Source organism: Paenibacillus sp. FSL H7-0690 (assembly GCF_037980415.1).
GTDB lineage: Bacteria > Bacillota > Bacilli > Paenibacillales > Paenibacillaceae > Paenibacillus_AQ > Paenibacillus_AQ odorifer.
Genome location: NZ_CP150281.1, coordinates 6,119,374 through 6,136,749, shown reverse-complemented (window position 1 = coordinate 6,136,749; position 17,376 = coordinate 6,119,374). Strand labels below are relative to the sequence as shown.

General features: G+C 47.9%; 14 protein-coding genes. 12 read left to right on the top strand and 2 right to left on the bottom strand.

Going from position 1 to position 17,376, the window contains the following annotated elements:
- Nucleotides 1-373 precede the first annotated feature (373 nt).
- Nucleotides 374-3,505: an S-layer homology domain-containing protein gene (locus MHI32_RS26940; RefSeq protein WP_340011389.1), complete on the bottom strand. Its 3,132-nt coding sequence runs from the start codon at nt 3,503-3,505 to the stop codon at nt 374-376.
- Between the two features lie 282 nt (nt 3,506-3,787).
- Here MHI32_RS26940 and MHI32_RS26935 point away from each other — a divergent pair, with 282 nt between their 5' ends.
- The 8 genes from MHI32_RS26935 (at nt 3,788) to MHI32_RS26900 (ending at nt 11,613) form a co-directional block, all read left to right on the top strand.
- Entirely contained in the window at nt 3,788-4,609 is an 822-nt protein-coding gene (locus MHI32_RS26935) for an ABC transporter ATP-binding protein (protein WP_081389081.1), read from the top strand.
- A gap of 104 nt (nt 4,610-4,713) precedes the next feature.
- Nucleotides 4,714-5,517 carry an ABC transporter permease gene (locus tag MHI32_RS26930; RefSeq protein WP_038573373.1) on the top strand — a complete coding sequence of 268 codons (804 nt, stop codon included), beginning with the start codon at nt 4,714-4,716 and terminating at the stop codon, nt 5,515-5,517.
- Between the two features lie 35 nt (nt 5,518-5,552).
- Nucleotides 5,553-6,440: an ABC transporter permease gene (locus MHI32_RS26925; RefSeq protein ID WP_339188546.1), complete on the top strand. Its 888-nt coding sequence runs from the start codon at nt 5,553-5,555 to the stop codon at nt 6,438-6,440.
- Nucleotides 6,441-6,464: 24 nt separating this feature from the next.
- The gene (locus tag MHI32_RS26920; protein ID WP_036680291.1) at nt 6,465-8,072 is read left to right on the top strand and encodes an FAD-binding protein; all 1,608 of its coding nucleotides are present in this window, start codon (nt 6,465-6,467) and stop codon (nt 8,070-8,072) included.
- Nucleotides 8,069-8,401, top strand: coding sequence for a ferredoxin family protein (locus MHI32_RS26915; RefSeq protein WP_076307272.1), 333 nt, complete (start codon nt 8,069-8,071; stop codon nt 8,399-8,401). Before MHI32_RS26920 ends, MHI32_RS26915 begins: the two co-directional genes overlap by 4 nt.
- Nucleotides 8,402-8,448: 47 nt before the next feature.
- Nucleotides 8,449-9,513, top strand: a complete 1,065-nt coding sequence (locus MHI32_RS26910; RefSeq protein WP_076282670.1) for an ABC transporter substrate-binding protein — start codon at nt 8,449-8,451, stop codon at nt 9,511-9,513.
- Nucleotides 9,514-9,664: 151 nt separating this feature from the next.
- Entirely contained in the window at nt 9,665-11,275 is a 1,611-nt protein-coding gene (locus tag MHI32_RS26905) for an FAD-binding protein (RefSeq protein ID WP_076099943.1), read from the top strand.
- Nucleotides 11,272-11,613: a 4Fe-4S binding protein gene (locus MHI32_RS26900; protein ID WP_076099941.1), complete on the top strand. Its 342-nt coding sequence runs from the start codon at nt 11,272-11,274 to the stop codon at nt 11,611-11,613. Before MHI32_RS26905 ends, MHI32_RS26900 begins: the two co-directional genes overlap by 4 nt.
- A gap of 66 nt (nt 11,614-11,679) precedes the next feature.
- On the opposite strand, the gene MHI32_RS26895 is transcribed toward MHI32_RS26900, so the two are convergent.
- Complete coding sequence (locus MHI32_RS26895; protein WP_038573366.1) at nt 11,680-12,225, bottom strand: glutathione peroxidase; 546 nt, start codon at nt 12,223-12,225, stop codon at nt 11,680-11,682.
- A gap of 623 nt (nt 12,226-12,848) precedes the next feature.
- On the opposite strand from MHI32_RS26895, the gene MHI32_RS26890 reads away from it, so the two are divergent.
- The 4 genes from MHI32_RS26890 (at nt 12,849) to MHI32_RS26875 (ending at nt 17,254) form a co-directional block, all read left to right on the top strand.
- Nucleotides 12,849-13,925 (top strand): bifunctional 3-deoxy-7-phosphoheptulonate synthase/chorismate mutase, encoded by a 1,077-nt coding sequence (locus tag MHI32_RS26890; RefSeq protein ID WP_076193656.1) that lies wholly within the window; start codon nt 12,849-12,851, stop codon nt 13,923-13,925.
- 261 nt (nt 13,926-14,186) lie between these two features.
- On the top strand, nt 14,187-15,563 hold the full coding sequence (locus MHI32_RS26885; RefSeq protein ID WP_254847764.1) for a SulP family inorganic anion transporter: 1,377 nt from the start codon (nt 14,187-14,189) through the stop codon (nt 15,561-15,563).
- A gap of 188 nt (nt 15,564-15,751) precedes the next feature.
- Nucleotides 15,752-16,234: an Rrf2 family transcriptional regulator gene (locus MHI32_RS26880; RefSeq protein WP_076137019.1), complete on the top strand. Its 483-nt coding sequence runs from the start codon at nt 15,752-15,754 to the stop codon at nt 16,232-16,234.
- A gap of 21 nt (nt 16,235-16,255) precedes the next feature.
- Nucleotides 16,256-17,254 (top strand): LLM class flavin-dependent oxidoreductase, encoded by a 999-nt coding sequence (locus tag MHI32_RS26875; RefSeq protein ID WP_076128737.1) that lies wholly within the window; start codon nt 16,256-16,258, stop codon nt 17,252-17,254.
- The last annotated feature ends 122 nt before the right edge of the window (nt 17,255-17,376 follow it).

Below are 17,376 nucleotides of genomic sequence, written 5' to 3'. Positions count from 1 at the left end.
TGGGAGCATATAAGTGTATTTTGTACAGTTATAACTCATCGAATAAATTGTCCCCAAAAAATAGCTGTATTCAGTACACTTATTTTCATGATTTCCTCAGCTAAAGGTGATTTTTCTGGATTTTAATTGTATAGAATACAGTTATATTCAGGACAATCCCTTTTTTATACGAAATAAGTGTACAGAATGCAACTAAATCAAAGATTGGGTTTAGATTCGGTAATTAAAATATACGGGAGGGATCCGGAGGAGTTATTCCGAGGTTTACCCAAAGTCGACTTAACCCTACGCAATGCAGATAAACAAGCAGGCAGTGTTTCTCCAATATCTGGAGGCTCACTGCCTGCTTGTTTTTTACATTAGAAAGGGCTGTTTAAGGAGTATGGCTTCCAAAATACTGGTAAGTTCCTTTGGGATATTGATTCCACTCGCCCTCAAGTGAATACTGCTGTGATCCAGTGTATATACCAGATTTACGGACAATAGTTCCACCTGTGGAGAGGAATTGCTGAGTAGAGGTAGGGTCACCGAGAACATCCACGATTTGGCCGTTTTTCTTCAGTACTAATGCTGTAATATTATATGTTTTTGGATTATATAGACTCAGCTCATCATTGTAATAGGAGATATTCATTAAATCAAATGCGTCCCCAAAAGTAGAATCTATAAACATATACGGCATTGCTACAGGTACAGGGAATAATGGCCGGGAATAAACCTGTTTGGTTTGGGTGGCTTTCATAAATTGGTGAACTTCAAGGGTGTAACCTTCTGCTTTTCCTGCGGGATTACCATTTCCTTTATAGTACAGCTCAACTGCGATTCTGCCGTCACCGCCGTCCAGATACTCTGAGAAGAATAGCTCAGAGGTACCCTGTGAAGCCACGCTTATAGATAATACAACCGCTTTGCCATCAGAACCTACTATCCATACCGTTCCTGGACTTGTAGGACCATTCCATATAGCTCCATTCAGAGTTGCAGGTCCGCTCAATGAACCTGTGCTGCTTTCTGTATACACTTTAAATTGACTCTGATTAGGAATCAGCTTGGAAATATCGAAGGAAATATTGGATACACCTTGCTTGGTGGTTATTGGCACAAAGCCGTTGTTTACAAGCTGGGCTGTAATCAAGGTGAAAGTTGAGGTAGCTGAACCTCCTTTATCATCCGTTGCTGTGAGGGTCACTAAACCACTAGCTGAACTATTAGCTGCCGGAGTTACCGTCAGAGTGTTGCCATTAAGGCTAAGTGTACCAGCATTTACGTTATCTATAGAAGCTGAATAAGTAAGCATGTCATTGTCGGGATCTTGAAAAAGCTGGGCCAGATCAAATGTACGTGGTGCAGTGATACCTGGTGTTAAGAGTTGAGTAGTGATTCCAGATATCGCAATTGGTGGCTGATTAGACGTTACAGTGAATGCAAAAGTAGCAGTGTTAACGCCACCTTGGCCGTCCATTGCTGTTATTGTAATCATGGCTGTGCCTGAATCGACCGGCACAAGGTTGAGATGATTCCCATTTACAGATACAGTGGCAACGCTAGCGTCAGAGGATGCAGCTGCGAATGTAAGCGGGTCGCCGTCCGGATCAATGAACACATTACTGATGTCGACGTTTTGGACACCACTTGTGATCAGAGCAGATATTGGATCAATATTATTTTGCACGACTGGTGCATGGTTCACCGGAGTAGGCGCCGGAGTAGGGCTAGGAGTCGCGACCGGAGTAGGCTCAGGAGTCGTCACCGGAGTAGGCTCAGGAGTCGTCACCGGAGTAGGCTCAGGAGTCGTCACCGGAGTAGGCTCAGGAGTCGTCACTGGAGTAGGACTAGGAGTCGCTACGGGAGTAGGCTCAGGAGTCGTCACCGGAGTAGGCGTCGGAGTAGGCTCAGGAGTCGTCACCGGAGTAGGACTAGGAGTCGCTACGGGAGTAGGCTCAGGAGTAGGCGCCGGAGTAGGACTAGGAGTCGCTACGGGAGTAGGCTCAGGAGTCAGCACCGGAGTAGGACTAGGAGTCACTACGGGAGTAGGGCTCGGAGTCGTCACCGGAGTAGGGCTAGGAGTCGCCACCGGAGTAGGACTAGGAGTCACTACGGGAGTAGGACTAGGAGTCAGCACCGGAGTAGGCTCAGGAGTCGCGACCGGAGTAGGCTCAGGAGTCAGCACCGGAGTAGGACTAGGAGTCGCCACTGGAGCAGGGCTCGGAGTCGCGACCGGAGTAGGCTCAGGAGTCGCTACGGGAGTAGGCGTCGGAGTAGGACTCGGAGTCGGATCGCTCACGGAGTTAGCAGACGTGGACGAAGTATATGCAGGAGCAACGGCTCCTGATGCATTTTGAACCTTTTGGATATTATCTTGAATGGCTGTGTAATTTGTTATGAAATGTGAAGGCAGACTGTTGCCAGGCAACTGCAGATTTTGAATAGACAAGGAGGGATCGATGGTGATCCTAGCGCCGCCTTCGACTATTTTTAAGGTTTGCAGGGGACCGCTGCCATGAATAGTAACTGGAGTTATAGAGTCCACAATGATCTGCCCAATTTGGCCCTGAAAAGTTATACTCGAAACGCCATTTTTAATCTTTAGATCACCGTTAACATTACCTTTAATAACAACATCATTTCCAGAAATATTGAGCAAAGAACCGGAGGGAAAGCCGGAGGTATTTAGTTGAACCCCTTTTTGTACAATTTCAAGCTCTTGCAAACCATCTACATGACGATTCAAGGAATTGAACTTAAGGACAGCTCCTCTTAAAGCATCATGGTTGCTATCACCCATTAATTCTTTGAGTGTACCTTCAATGAGGTAAGGCGTGCCATTGATCGTTACGAAATCTCCATCTATATTGTCGATCGTTGCAGTTTGTTGTTCTTCTTTAAAAATATTCAGCAGAAAAGAAGCCATATCCTGCCGCTGAACAGTACCTTTGGGGCTGAACATATCTTCGGGAGAGTCTATAAGTTTAAGACGTAGTGCGACATCAGTATACTCTTTTGCCCAATTGCTGATTGTGGATTCGTCATTAACCTTGTTGGCTTGTCCGCCTTGTGCTCCAGTTCCGCGGATGGCACGTACAAATATAACTGCAAGCTCTTCCCTAGTTACAGGTCTGGATGGATTAAAATTACCTGTAAGATCACCCTCCATAAATCCTGCCTTTTTAACAGCCTCAATAGCGGAGACACTCCAACTGGAATCAGATACGTCTCTAAAGGAAGAAGCGGAATTCACTGAGGAATGTAGCTTTAAGGTCTTCGCTAAAATGGCTGCCAGCTCTTGGCGGGTCATAGTCGCAGTGGGTCTGAATTGTCCATTGGGATCGCCTTTAAGCAAGCCTAGACGAGCAGCCTCGAGGATTGCGGCACTTTTCGTCTGTTGTATTTCGGTTAAGTCGGAGAACGGTGGAGTGATTTCAGCTGCAGATGCATAGAGAGTACCACCGAACAAGGTGTTAAGGGCAACAAGTGTTGCTCCCCATTTTAATGATATGCTTTTCAAGCAAAAGCCCCTTCCTTAGAACCAATTTGTCATAAGCTTACTTCATTATATCGACGCAAAAGCAAAGTTTTTTAATACTTTCATCCTACTAAAAGTGATTAAATTCATTGCTTTTCAAACTTATGAACTAGAAATAACTCCACTTCTGTTCCATAAAAGGGCTTGTTTTTTGTTGACAGCTTATAAAATCGATGATATTTTAAATATTATAATTCCAATTGATTTACTTTGAATAATGATTGCCGACTGTTCCTACAGAGGTATTGCGAATGTAAAAACGCAATGCCTCTGTTTTTTTTGTCCATACAGATTAAAGGAGGGGTCAAGGTGGGAGAAGCGTTGCTGTCTATTTCGAACCTAAATAAACGTTTTGAGTCTGCCGGTGGTCATGTTCAAGCACTCCATAATGTAGATCTCCATGTACAGGAGGGCGAATTTATTACAGTCATCGGCCCCAGCGGCTGTGGAAAAAGTACACTATTACGCATCGTAGCCGGTCTGGATAGCGGGTACACTGGCAGTGTCACCCTGGAAGGGGCGGAGATTGGGGGTCCTGGGATCGATAAGGGTTTTATTTTTCAGGAGCATCGCCTCTTTCCCTGGCTTACCGTTGAGAAGAATATTGCCTCTGATTTACCGCTAGGGAACAAGGAGGTTAGGCGGAAGGTCGATGAATTGATTGATCTGGTGAAGTTAAATGGATTTGAGAAATCTTATCCCCGCGAGTTGTCGGGAGGGATGGCCCAGCGGGTGGCAATAGCTCGTGCACTTCTGCGCAATCCGAAAATACTGCTGCTGGACGAACCGTTTGGTGCACTGGATGCATTCACTCGGGCTCATATGCAGACGGTATTGCTGGACATTTGGCGGGCTAACCAAACAACCATGATTTTTGTGACACATGATATTGATGAGGCTGTGTTCTTGGGGAATCGGGTAGTGATTCTAGAGCCGCGTCCCGGGAAAATACGTAAAATTGTACCGATAGATTTACCGTATCCACGGAAAAAAACAACGACCTCCTTTCAAGAGCTGCGTTTGAAGGTGTTGAATTATTTTGAAAAGGTAGATGAGCTAGAGCTTACAGACGGAGCCGGAATATAAATAGGTCGACCATACCCATGGAGACTTTCGAAGGCATTACATTCGAGGGTCTCTTTCCGTTTATTTAAAGTGATTGTAAAGCTGAAAAAAGGTGGGTTCAAAGTATGACAAATCGGGCTGTAGCCATAAGAACTTCCGGAAGACCCGGAAAGGTGGCAACACTAGGACTTGGTCTTTTGCTGCCGGGCAGTGTGCTAATTCTGTGGCAGACGCTCGGGCATTATGGAATGATCTCGGAGATGCTGTTCCCTACGCCGTATACGATTGCGGAATCTTTTGTAACTTTAGCGGCTTCAGGCGATCTGTGGCCGAACTTTAGAATCAGCTTGGTCAGAGCCTTTTCTGGATTCCTGCTAGGTGGTGGACTGGGTCTGCTGTTAGGACTTCTCGTAGGCCTGTTCCGCAGATCGGAGAAGCTGTTAGATCCTTCCCTGCAAATGATCCGCATGATTCCCAGTCTGGCGGTAGTACCGCTGTTCATTTTATGGTTCGGGATCGGTGAGGAGTCGAAGGTGCTATTGATAGCTAAGGGAGCTTTTTTCCCGCTTTATATCAATACGTTCATGGGAATTCGCGGCGTGGATAACAAGCTGTTCGAAGTTTCCCGGGTACTTGGCTTCAGCCGATTGAAGCAGATTGGCAGGTTAGTACTTCCAGCAGCGCTGCCGAACATTATTCTTGGAGTGCGTCTCTCTCTAGGGCTTTCTTGGCTGGGGTTAGTAGTGGCAGAGCTTATCGCATCTACCTCAGGCATTGGATACATGATGTCCGACGCGCGTCAATTCGCGGACACACCAGTGGTGTTCGTGGGAATTATTATTTTTGCCGTAGCTGGATTGTTGAGTGATTCCATTGTTCGTTACATTGAACGACGGTTGTTGAGATGGCAAGACAGTTATCGCGGATAACCTTGAACGCTCATTAAACAAAAGGGGGATGCACCATGAGCGATGGAGTAGAAGCTATTATCAAAAATACTAAAAGAGCCAGAGAAACGCTGGATAGCAGCGGCACAGCTCCTTTATCCAAGAAGACACCGAAGAAACCTGCAATACAAGTTGCATGGAAAACCCTGCTCTCTGATTGGGGAATGGGTGCAATTATCCCGGTGGTGACGTTAGTCCTTTGGCAGCTGGCAGGGAGTACGGGGCTGGTCTCCGCAACCTTTTTGCCGACTCCGCTTTCGATTGCAAGAGCTTTTACCGACTTGTTGGTTACTGGAGAGTTAACTCATCATCTGGGTGTCAGCATGGGTAGGGCGGGCATCGGATTTCTTATTGGAGGTGTGTTGGGTCTTCTATTCGGCGTACTGACTGGCTTGTTTCGCAGTGTAGAATATGTGCTCGATCCTAGCGTACAAGTGCTTAGGCTTGTTCCCCATTTAGCTATAGCGCCGCTCATTATTCTCTGGTTCGGGTTTGGAGAGATGTCAAAAGTTGTGATCATTATGACAGGCTCATTTTTTCCGCTCTATATTAATACGTTTATGGGCATCCGCAATGTGGACAATAAATTGTTCGAAGTAGCTCGTGTATTGGGATTCAGTCCATATCAGAAGCTGCGCAGGCTTATACTCCCGGCGGCGCTGCCTGGAATTTTGTTAGGGCTAAGGTTGTCGCTGGCTGTAGCTTGGATTGGTTTGGTTGTAGCAGAGCTTATTGGATCACAGTCAGGTATTGGGTTTCTTATCAATGAAGCGAAGCAGAACTCTAATACAGAGGTTGTATTCGTAGGCATTATTATTTTCGCAATTGTCGGTAAGCTGATCGATTCCTTGTTCCGGATTATTGAACGAAAGTTCCTGTTCTGGCGCGATAGTTACGAAGGCTAAACAAACTGAGGAGGTCTTAAACATATGAGTGGATCGGTGAAAAAAGGATCGGTGAATTTGGTGGCAGACGTGCTCGTTATCGGAGGAGGTCCGGCAGGAACGTGGGCAGCCCTTACTGCATCAGCGAAGGGGGCCAAAGTAATCCTTGCAGATAAAGGGTACTGCGGTTCAAGTGGGGCAACGGCACCGTCGGGAACGGGAGTCTGGTATGTGAAGCCGGATGAGAAGCTCCGGAAAGAGGCAAAAGCAAGTCGTTATGCGCTTGGCGGGCAGCTGGCTGAATCTCGCTGGATGGACCGGGTGCTGGATCAAACCTATGCCAATATGAACAAGCTGGGTGTTTCCGGTTATCCATTCCCCGTAGATGAGCAGGGCAATCAATTCCGAAGAAGTCTGCAAGGACCGGAATATATGAAATTAATGCGTAGGCTGGTGAAAAAGGCAGGCGTTAAAATTCTAGATCACAGCCCAGCCTTGGAACTCCTGGCAGATGAGCATGGCGTAGCTGGAGCGGCTGGAGTTCATACCCAGAGTGGAGAAACCTGGACTGTTCAGGCAGGAGCAGTCGTTATTGCTACCGGAGGCTGCGCCTTCCTAAGCAAGGCACTTGGCTGCAACGTGTTGACCGGAGATGGTTATCTCTTCGCTGCTGAGGCTGGGGCGAATCTGTCCGGCATGGAATTCTCCAATGCCTATGCGATCTGCCCTACGTTCTCTTCGGTGACCAAGACGGCGTATTACAGCTATGCCAGCTTTTATTATGAGGATGGAAGCATTGTGGAGGGAGCCGGTTCCAAGAAAGGCCGTTCTGTAATTGCCCGGAATCTGTTGGCAGGTAATCAGGTGTACGCCAAGCTGGATGGGGCACCAGAGGATTTAAGACCGCTGCTGCGGGTGGCGCAGACGAACTTTTTCCTTCCATTTGACCGCCAGGGAATTGATCCGTTCAAGGATGCGTTTCCGGTTACTTTGCGGCTCGAAGGCACGGTTCGGGGGACGGGTGGCATCCATATTACAGATGAAAGCTGCGGCACAGGTGTTCCCGGACTTTACGCGGCAGGAGATGCTGCTACCCGCGAGCTGATTTGCGGAGGTTTTACTGGCGGTGGCAGCCATAATGCGGCGTGGGCGATGTCTTCAGGTTCTTTTGCTGGTGAAGGAGCTGCTGTCTATGCACAGAGTCTGGGGTCGCACGCTGCGCAGCGTAGTCCAGTCGGCTTATCATCATCACCACTGGTGCATCAGGAAGTAAAGCCGGGAGTGGCAGCCCAAACAGCAGAGTATGTGTCTGCTGTACAGGCTGAGGTGAAGCCGTATGATATCAATTTGTTCCGGACAGAACAAGGGCTGACGTCTGCACTAGATCGTCTGGATGGATTGTGGAAAGAGCAACGAAGCCGCGAAATTCAGCGTACGCCAGAAGGGGTCAAGGCACGGGAAGCCGAAGCCATGACCGCAACAGCCCGCTGGATGTACAATTCTGCACTTGCTCGTACAGAGACGAGAGGCATGCATAAGCGTGAGGATTTCAAGGCTACAGATCATGGCCAGCATCACCGCTTGATCAGTGGCGGATTAGATCAGGTATGGGTGAAGACGGAAGCCGTGGCTAAGGAGGGTGTTCTATCGTGATTGAGGTGATCAGCGCTGCCAGATGTGTAGAGTGCAACCAATGTGTATCTGTCTGCCCGACTAATGTTTTCGAACGGGTAGAGGATGGCATTCCTGTTATTGCCCGGCAGAGTGATTGCCAGACTTGCTTTATGTGTGAGCTGTATTGTCCTGTCGATGCTCTCTACGTTGCACCAGACTCTGAGAATATTATTGGTGTGACAGAAGCGGAACTTCAGGAGCAGAAACTACTTGGCGGTTATCGTGAAAAAGTAGGCTGGGGTAAGGGCAGGCAGCCGGTGGCAAGCCATGACTTTATGTATAAATTGGCGTCGAGGGCAGGGTTCTGAGCTGGATCAAGATTTAAATAAATAGCATAAACCTAGGGGGAGAAACAATGAAACAAGCGTACAGAGAGATTCAAGGGAAACGTTCTAGGAAGATTCGGTTTGCACTTTTAACTACAATTATGATGGCCATGCTGGTGCTTCAGGCTTGCGGAAATAATACGGGCGGCAATGGAGCATCTGCCTCCGGGGGATCAAATACGGAGAAGGCGGGAGAAGGGGCCACGAGCACGAGCAATGTTCCAGCGGTATTGAACTTTGGGTTTATCGGTTCCAACAAATTGAATGTGCCCGGCGGTGCAGAGGGTTGGGGCTTTTATAAAGGGATTATTCAAGAAGAGTTGAAGAAATACGGCATTACTGAAGTGAAGCTTACTGGCTTTCCAAACGGTCCGGATCAGACAGAATCCTTGATTAGTGGTCGGCTGGATATCGGCAGCCTTGGAGATACACCTGCTATTATTGCCTACGCTTCTGGAGCCAAGACCCGTCTGATTTCACAATCTTCCGCGAACACGATTGGTTATTTGATCGGCAAGAAGGATGGGCCCAAGACGGTGAAAGATCTGCAAGGTAAAACTATCGCGATTCAAAAAGGCTCCTTCATGCACCGATATGTAGTTGGATTACTACAGGAAGAAGGCGTGACCGACTACAAACTCGTGCATATGCTCATTCCTGATGCTACTGCAGCTTTAGCCCGTGGAGATGTAGATGCTACAACAAATCTAGGTGTTCCTGCGCTGAAGCTGATTGACCAAGGTTACACTCACTTGGATGATGCCTCGAAGCACCCGAACCTGCTTGGTTCTAGCGCAACAGTTGTGTCTGAGGATTATCTGGCGAAATTCCCTGATTTTCCGAAGGTATGGAACGAAGCTAGAGAGAAGGCCTTGGCAGACTTGAAGCAGCATGAAGATGAGTATTATCAATTTCTGGCTGAAATCGGAGATACAACGCCTGAGCTGGCGAAGCAAGTGAATCCAATTAGTGATATCAAGGATACTGCGTTCACTGATGAAGGAACAAAGCTGCTGGACGGTACCAAAAACTTCCTCGTCGAAGAGAAGTTAGCGAAAAAAGACTTCAATATTAGCGATTGGCAGCTGAAATAAGTTGCTTAAAGGTTGCTTTAATTGAACTTAAGATTCTTCTGTAAAGGTAATTGAGTGACTGCGGTGAATGTTTGGACTTTCGGCCGCCACTCCTCCCTTTAGTGATTTTTAAGTTCAACTAACTCAAGCTAATGGTGTAGGAGGAAAAAATATGTCGCAGCTTAAGAAGGAAATGACAGTGGATGTCCTCGTGCTTGGCGGAGGTCCTGCTGGGGCGTGGTCGGCATGGAGTGCAGCCTCGCAAGGTGCAAAGGTAGTCCTGGCGGATAAGGGCTACTTGGGCACTAGTGGCGCAACTGCACCGGGAGGAACAACGTTGCTCGTTATTCCTCCCATTGCCGAGCTGCGGGAGCAGGCAGTGCAGGCCAGACTTAAGGCCGGCGGATATTTGTCGGAGAATGCTTGGATTCACCGGGTGCTGGATCAGGTAGAGCAGAACCTGGCTCAAGTGGAGCAGTGGGGGTATCCGTTTCCGAAGGATGAAGAAGGAAACTCACTGCGTACCCATCTCCATGGACCAGAATATATGCGGATTATGCGAAAAGTTGTGCGCAAAGCAGGGGTCACAATTCTTGATCAGTCACCAGCGCTGGAACTTCTTCATGATGAACACGGTGTTGGTGGAGCGCGTGGGATCAACCGCCTGACAGGAGAGTCCTGGGAAGTGAAGGCGAATGCCGTTGTGATGGCTACCGGAGGCTGTGCTTTTCTCAGCAAAGGCCTTGGTTGCAACGTGCTGACAGGGGAAGGATTGTTGATGTCCGCAGAGGTGGGAGCTGATCTCTCGGGCATGGAATTCAGCCGCCAATATGCGCCAAGCTTTGCGGACGGAACCGTAACACGTGGCCGTATGCTGGCTTGGGCCACTCTCTATGACGCGGACGGTCATCCGTTGCATAGAGGGGATCGGACCTTTGGCAGCATTCCTGAGCTGATGCTGAAGGGTCCGGTTTACGCTTCGCTGGATCTGGCAGACACCGCGGAGAAACAGGATTTCCTGCGCAAAGCGCATCCGATTTTCTTTATGCCGCTGGAGCGGGCGGGAATTGATGCGTTTAAGCAGAAATTCCCGCTCACCCTGCGCTATGAGGGCACGATGCGCGGCACTGGGGGTCTGCGCTTGAGCGGCACGGATTGCCAGACGACCGTGCCCGGACTCTATGCGGCCGGTGATGCCGCATCTCGCGAGAAAGTGACCGGCGCCATCTCCGGCGGCGGGGCTTATAACGCTTCCTGGGCCATGTGCAGCGGAAGCTGGGCTGGACAGGGAGCCGCGCAGCATGCGCTGTCCTGCCGAGGACAGGCGAACAGCCGCAAGCTGACCGCAGCGGGACGCTACGGGCTGGCGGCTGGCGCCGATGCCTCGGAAACGCTGGAGGTGAAGCCGCTAATCGCGGCAATCCAGCGTGAAATCTTGCCGCTGCAGATCAATTATTTCCGCAGCGAGCCGGGCATTTCTTCAGCCTTGAAGCGGCTGAATGCCTTGATGCCCTATTTGAACGGGCAGGCTCCTGCCAGCGTTCAGGGCATCGTGCAATCACGTGAAGCCGCGGCTATGCTCGCGGTCGGCAGGTGGATGTACACCGCGGCACTCGCCCGGAAAGAGACCCGCGGACTGCAAAAGCTAGCGGAATATCCGGAGCTTGATCCGCGCCAGACTCACCGGCTGATCTTATCCGGTATTCAACATATAAGCGTCAGTACAGAGGCTGTGCCCCATGCTCATGAACTGAATGCGCTGAAGGAGGGGCAAGCGATATGATCGAATTAATCAGCTTGGAGCGTTGTGTTGGTTGTAAGCTGTGTACGAAAGTATGTCCGACGAACGTATTCGAAATGCAGGGGAAGATTCCGGTCATTGCCCGTCAGGAAGATTGCCAGACCTGTTTCATGTGTGAAGCTTATTGTCCTGTAGATGCTTTATACGTGGCACCACAGGCGGATCAGCTGATCGGTGTAAATGAGGAGGCGCTGATTCAGTCAGGTGTGTTGGGAAGCTGGCGTGCTGAAATCGGCTGGGGACCTGGTGCGAATGGTTCGATGGCGGAGAGGGACACGACTCCTTATTTTGAAGTATTTACCGAGCAGTACCGTACATGATTAAGCAGATGCTTAAACCCAAAAAATCCGCCCGAAAGCTGGGCGGATTTTTCATATATTAGAAACTTATAGCAGGGCTTCGATAGCTGGTTCAATATCCAGCGGGTCCACCGTAGATTCGAATCTAGTGACCACATTGCCTTCGCGATCAATCAGGAATTTAGTGAAGTTCCACTTGATTTCGTCATTGTTCAGAGCCTCTGGATCTTTGTCTTCAAGCATGCTTTGCAACAGCTTTCCTGAAGAATGGTTGATATCGAACCCTTCAAATCCAGCCTGTTCTGTCAGGTAGGTGAAAAGAGGGTGTTTAGCTTCGCCTTTTACGTCAACCTTTTCAAAGAGTGGGAAGGTTACCCCGTAATTGATTTGGCAAAATACATTAACCTCTTCATTGCTGCCGGGTTCTTGCTCTCCAAATTGATTGGAAGGAAAGCCGAGTATTTGGAGGCCGCGTTCCTCGTACCGCTCATAAAGCTTTTGCAGATCTGAATATTGGTGGGTAAATCCGCACTTACTTGCTGTATTCACTATCAGTAGCACTTTACCTTTGTATTGCTCTAGCTCGATATCTTTTCCCCGAATACTGCGTGCTGAATATTGATAAATGCTCATGGCTGCTACATCCCTTCAGTTATCTATGCTTTTTGAAAAAGAACAGGAAATATTTATAATAATTAAATTGTAAACAATTCAATTATCGCTGTCAAACAATTCAGCTTGAAGGAATTGGAACCGTAATTGCCAGGTTGGAATAGGATAGATAATGGGTATGGATCAGTCAAAAAAATTTATTGCGTTAAAGCTACTCTGCGTTCCATTATTATCTTGCATCGGGAACGTTTTTTGATTAAGATAGCAGAAACCAGCGCAAAAGCCGCGCTGACATAAATAAGGACTATGACGAAGAGAGTAAGCATTATAGCGGATCTTAACAGGGAAGGCGTGCCGGAGACTGAGAGCACCCTCATGAGACGATTAATGCCGAAGTTCACTTCCGAGTCGGCCCCTGAAGTAGTTTGTCACAGGTTGTGGCAGGTATGAGTAGGGAGGCCCGCGCCCCGCGTTACCGGGTGAAAGACAGAATTAATTCTTAGTCAGGGGAATATGAGATTCTATTCCTTTGTGCTAGTATTCGGGTTAATTCTAAATAAGGGTGGTACCACGGCTCCTCGTCCCTTGCGACGGGGGGCCTTTTTGCGTTCCAAATTATAACAAAAAGAGGGAGTGGAAGGGTAATGAGTAACGTGGAATTGGATGTTCTTAGAGGTCGTCTGGATGAAATTAATGGGCAATTGTTGGAGCTGATCTCCGAGCGGGCTAAGATTGTTCAGGAGATTGGAGGAGTTAAAGAAAAACAAGGTGTCCCTAAATTTGATCCAGAACGGGAAAAACAGATGCTGGATAAGCTCGTAGCGAGCAACAAAGGCCCTTTCACTAACGGGACGATCCGTAGCCTCTTCAAACAAATTTTCTCAGCTTCTCTGGACTTACAAACAGATGATCATAAAAAAACTTTACTGGTAGCCCGCAAGAGCCACAAAGAGGATACAGTGATTGTTCTGCCGGGAGATGTAACGGTTGGCGGTCCTTCTTCACTGATGGTAGCCGGACCTTGCTCTGTGGAAAGTGAACTGCAGACTCGCACCGTAGCTGCCGCCCTGCAAAAAGCCGGAGTACGTGTAATGCGTGGTGGTGCCTTCAAGCCTCGGACTTCACCTTATGATTTCCAAGGGCTGGGAATGGACGGTTTAAGAATATTACGAGAAGCAGCAAATGAATATGGACTGCTGACCATCAGCGAAATTGTAGATCCAAGACATATTGAAGAGTCACTTGATTATGTGGATATCATCCAGATCGGTGCACGTAATATGCATAATTTCGAGCTGCTAAAAGCGGTCGGAGAAGTCGACAAGCCGGTACTGCTGAAACGTGGATTGGCTGCCACACTCGATGAATTCATCCATGCAGCGGAATATATCATGTCTCGTGGAAACACACAGATCATGCTGATTGAACGTGGAATTCGTACCTATGAAAAAGCGACCCGCAATACGCTTGATATCTCAGCAGTGCCAATTCTCAAACAGGAATGTCATTTGCCAGTATTGGTTGATGTAACTCACTCGACAGGCCGCAAAGACATCCTTATTCCATGTGCGAAAGCCGCACTCGCAGCTGGAGCTGACGGTATTATGGTGGAAGTGCATCCTGATCCTGCAACGGCATTGTCTGATGCCGCTCAGCAGCTGAACATTGATGAATTCAACACCTTCTTTAATGAAGTGAAGGCTTCCGGATTGTACCGGTAATCTAGAAATATAGAATTTGCATGATATTTTAAGGATTCGCTAGAAAATGAGGTGTATAAGCGCTTACAAGTCTAACTAATCTTTTTGTGAAGGTGAAGGTGGGTCGAGTACAATAAGCAACATTAGCGTTGCACCGGCCCCGGGTCTTTTCTGACAAAAGATCCACACATTTTAATAGTCACAGGAGGAAAATAGATTTTGAAGCAGCTTACCTTAAATAATGGGTGGTTTTCTAACACTCGAACCGATATTTTATCGGGGATGACCGTAGCCGTTGCGCTGATTCCTGAAGCGATCGCTTTTTCGATCCTGGCGGGAGTAAGTCCGATGGTTGGTTTATATGCCTCTTTTTGCATTGCGATTGTAACGGCACTTGCCGGAGGCAGACCCGGAATGATCTCGGCGGCTACGGGAGCTATGGCTCTGTTAGTCGGAAGTCTCGTACTAGAACACGGAATAGAGTATCTGTTCGCGGCAACTGTATTGGCTGGCGTGTTTCAGATATTGATGGGGATGCTAAAGCTGGGGCGGTTTATCACGTTTTTGCCACAGCCGGTCATGACGGGTTTTGTCAACGCGCTGGCGATACTGATTTTTATGGCACAGCTTACCCATTTTAAAGGACAAGGCTGGGTGATGTACGGACTGGTAGCTCTGACCTTGCTTATTATCTACACGGTTCCTCGGTTTACCAAAGCCGTACCTTCAGCACTTGTAGCGATTGTTATTGTTTCTGTTCTTAGCATCGCTCTTCATCTGGACGTAAGAACCGTAGGCGATATGGGGAATATTACAGCAACTTTGCCACTATTCCATCTCCCGCAAATCCCGTTCACGCTGGATACGCTGCTTATTATTTTGCCATATTCACTTTCGCTGGCCGTAGTTGGGCTATTGGAATCCCTGATGACTGCCACCTTAATAGATGATATTACGGGCACAGGTAGTGATAAGAACAGAGAGGCGAAGGGACAGGGGCTTGCGAATGTAGTCACTGGTTTTTTCGGAGGGATGGCAGGCTGTGCGATGATTGGCCAATCGATGGTTAACATGAAGTCAGGAGGACGCACGCGTCTGTCCACGTTTGTATCAGGGATCTTTTTATTATTCTTAATTATCGTACTTGGCGATGTGGTGAAGCAGATCCCGATGGGTGCGCTCGTCGGCGTAATGATAATGGTCTGTATCAGCACCTTTGAATGGGGCTCACTCAAAACTTTAACCCGTGTTCCGCTAAGCGATGCGCTGGTTATGATTGTGACGGTGGTCACTGTGGTGGTTACGGACAACCTTTCTATTGGGGTTTTGTTTGGAGTTCTGCTAAGTGCTTTAACGTTTGCTTGGAAAATAGCTTCGATCCGCCTAACTGTTCAGGAAGCAACCTCTTCCAAAACATATGCGGTATCCGGCCAGTTGTTCTTCGGCACGACAAGCCACTTCATTCATGAATTCGCCTACGATAGCGATCCGGATCATATTATTATCGATTTTTCACACTCCCATGTGTGGGACCAATCCGCTGTCCATGCCATAGCGAAGACGATGAGCAAATACGCCGAGCATGGTAAAAAAGTCACCATTACCGGACTTAATGACCAGAGCTCACAGCTGGTTCAGCGGGTGGGATTATCCATATGAAAAAAGATTGCGCTATATGCGCGATCTTTTTTTTATAGCAGATATTAACTGAAAGAAAGGCCAGCAAGGTTTTACTTTGGGTTTAAAATAATATAAAATATAAAGTGGATAATGTTTATCCGCTTTATACGCGGATGGTATTATCTACAGTTTGAATCAAGCTATTTACGTAAATCGAGGTGCTGTACATGCATATGAAAACAGGGGTAGAACAGTCGGTATATGCACTGGTTCTACTCAACATGCTGCCGGATAAGGCGGTGTTGTCTGGGGAAGCGATTAGCCAGCAGCTCGGAGCATCGGCGACCTATTTTCAGAAACTGTTAAGAAAGCTGGTAACCGCAGACATCATCACGTCTGTTCCCGGCATTAAAGGCGGTTTTAAATTAAAGAAAAGCCCTGAAGATATTCGTGTATATGACGTTTACCTCGCGGTGGAAGGCCAGCAGTCGCTGTATTCATCGAATGGTATTCTGGTAGATATGTTGGATTTAGAAAAAGAAGACAGCTGCTGCCTGTTATCGAATCTGATGGAAGAAGCTGAATCCTCTTGGAAAGCCGTATTAAAGCGGGAGACTATTGCTTCGTTGTCGGAGGAAATGCGTGGTGAACGCTTTAAAGATAAGATTGCAGCCCTAGAGGAATGGGTCAGTAATAAAATGGTCATCTAACCAAAGAAGGGATGTATTCGCATGAGATTAAGCATATTGGATCAGGCACCCGTGACAAGCGGCAACACTGCGGAAGGTGCCCTGAATAAAGCAGAAGAACTCGCCATTTTAGCAGATGAGCTGGGATATAGCAGAATGTGGATGGCAGAGCACCATGGCGGAAATACATTTGCTAGCTCAGCTCCGGAAGTAACGGCTGCCCGTTTAGCCGCCAAGACCAACCGTATTCGAATCGGCACCGGCGGTGTAATGATGATGCATTATTCTCCGCTTAAGCTGGCGGAAGTATTTAAAACGTTAAGTGCTTTTTCCCCGGGGAGAATTGATTTTGGTGTGGGACGAGCTCCTGGTGGCGATACAAGCGCCATGTACGCTTTATCTGAAGGCCGTGAGTTAATGCTGCATAATATGTATGACAAGCTTGGCATTACCATGCAGCTGCTTAGTGATCAGATTCCGGAAGATGAGCTATATGCCAAAAATCTCGCTGCTCCAACGAAGGTGGCGCTCCCTGAAGTATGGTTGTTAGGCTCGAGCGGCAATAGTGCGCGAAAAGCTGCACAAATGGGAGTCGGATACTCCTTCGCACAATTTTTTAATGGTGCGATGAGTAATGAGATCTTGGACCATTACCGGAATAACTACCAGCCTTCTATCTTTATGGACAAACCAGAGATCAGTGTATCCTATATGGTGACCACAGCAGAAACGAAGGAAGAGGCTGAGTATGAAGCATTGCCGCAGGATATTTTTCGGTTGATGATGAGTAAGGGCCGGATTACTCAGGTGCTGACACCAGAAGAAGCTCAGAACATTTCGCTATCGGAAATTGACCGGATGTCAATCAAGGAAGGGCGCAAGATTCATTTAGTTGGTGCGGTTAAAGACATCGCCGTACGTTTGCAAGAAGAACAAGCACAATATGGATTCCAAGAAGCAATGATATGCAGCATCCCACATTCGCAGGAGAAACGGCTAGAGGTTTACCGGCTACTGGCGCGTGAACTGCTAGGCTCTTGATTCTGGATAGCTAACCTTAACCCGCATTTCATGCGGGTTTTTTGTATGCCAATTTAGCTGTTTGATCGGCGCATACCCTCAAAAGACAATAAATTAACCCTCCCGCCTCCTAAAAGTAACAT